2 protein-coding genes are annotated in these 1,601 nt (G+C 61.9%); both read left to right on the top strand.

Annotated features, from left to right (window positions below; all coding sequences use genetic code 11):
- The coding region (locus HX846_RS31280) for a DNA-binding transcriptional repressor DeoR (protein WP_178966877.1) at window positions 1-580 on the top strand (580 nt) is incomplete at its 5' end.
- A 171-nt stretch (window positions 581-751) separates the two neighbouring features.
- Window positions 752-1,601 (top strand): substrate-binding domain-containing protein (locus HX846_RS31275; RefSeq protein WP_178966876.1); only part of this gene is annotated, 850 nt, incomplete at its 3' end.

Below are 1,601 nucleotides of genomic sequence, written 5' to 3'. Positions count from 1 at the left end.
GCCGCCGGAGCCCGATTACCAGGTCGCCGAACAGGACCAGCGCCACGTCGCCGAGAAGCGTCAGATCGGCGTGCTGGCCGCCAGCCTGGTGCGCCCCGGCGACACGGTGTTTATCGATTGCGGCACCACCACGCCGTTCATAATCGAGGCGTTGCCGGATGACCTGGAGTTCACCGCGCTGTGCAATTCCCTCAACGTATTGCTCAAGCTCCAGCAAAAGCCCCACTGCACCATCATCCTCTGCGGTGGCACCTTTCATCGGCGCAACATGGTCTTCGAGAGCCATGCCGAGGCGGGCATCCTGGATGGCATCCGTGTGGCGTGGGCGTTCATTTCCGCGGCCGGCGTCAGCGCCGCCCACGGTGTGACCTGCTACAACCTCAACGAAGTGGAGGTCAAGCGCCGGGTCATGGCGCGGGCGCAGACCTGCGTGCTGGTGGCCGACCACAGCAAGTTCGACGAAGTACGTGCGGCACACTTTGCCGAGCTGTCGGACTTCCAGCGGGTGATCAGCGACCCCGGGCTCGAGGCGGCACAGCAGCAGGTGATCAGGGACAGCGGGGCGATCCTGCTGATCTGACTCAAACAGCATTGTGATTTTTATTTCATTTGTTCGGAATTTAACAAATTGGCCTTGACACTCTCGGGAGCAAGGCATAGTTTTTCAAATGTGATCGCGGTTCACATTTGTGAGCACGACCTCCCTGAAGGCCGTGCCCGAATCCTGACAACAATAAAAATAGGAATCACCATGCTCCAGATAGCCCGTAAACCTGTTCATGTGCTGGCCCTTGCACTGGCTGTCGCGGCCTCGGCGCTGGCGCTGAACGCCCAGGCCAAGGATCTGAAGATCGGTTTCAGCCAGGTCACCCTGCAATCTCCCTTCTACGTACAACTGCGCGACGGCGCCAAGGCTGCAGCGGCCAAGGGCGGCGACGAGCTGATCTTCCTCGACGCCAACGGCGATATCAGCAAGCAGAACAACGATATCCAGGACCTGCTGACCCGCAAGGTCGACATCCTCATCATCAATGCCGTGAACCCCGACGCCGTGGGCGCGGCCCTCGACGCCGCCAAACGCGCCAAGGTGCCGGTGATTGCCGTCGACCGCGCAATCAATGCCCCGGTCGCCACCACCATTGGCCGTAACAATGCCGAGATGGGCGAGCTGTCCGGCAAGGCGCTGCTCGCCGCGCTCAAGCAGCGCGGTGTGACCAAGGGCAAGATCATCGAGATTCAGGGCGACGCCGGCGGTACGGTGATGAAAGAACGCCGCAAGGGCTTCCACACCGCTTTGGCCGGCACCGACTTCAAGATCATCGACGGCCCCTACAGCGAGTACATGCGCGCCAACGCAGTCACGGCAATGCAGGATTTGCTGCAAGCGCACCCGGACCTCAAGGCGGTGATCGCGCATAACGACGACATGGCCATGGGCGCGCTGCAAGTGCTCACCGAAAGCGGCAAGAAAGACGTCCTCGTGGCCGGGATCGACGGCTTGTCCGAGGCCTTGAATGCCATCCAGAGCGGCGATCAATACGTGGCCACCGCCCTCAACGACCCACGCTACCTGGGCGAGGTCGCCATCGAGGCGGCGCGGG

This window comes from Pseudomonas sp. K5002 (genome assembly GCF_013386655.1).
In the GTDB taxonomy this organism is placed as follows: Bacteria; Pseudomonadota; Gammaproteobacteria; order Pseudomonadales; family Pseudomonadaceae; genus Aquipseudomonas.
The sequence above is the reverse complement of the archived record's forward strand: the minus strand, read 5'-3'. Positions and strand labels throughout refer to the sequence as shown.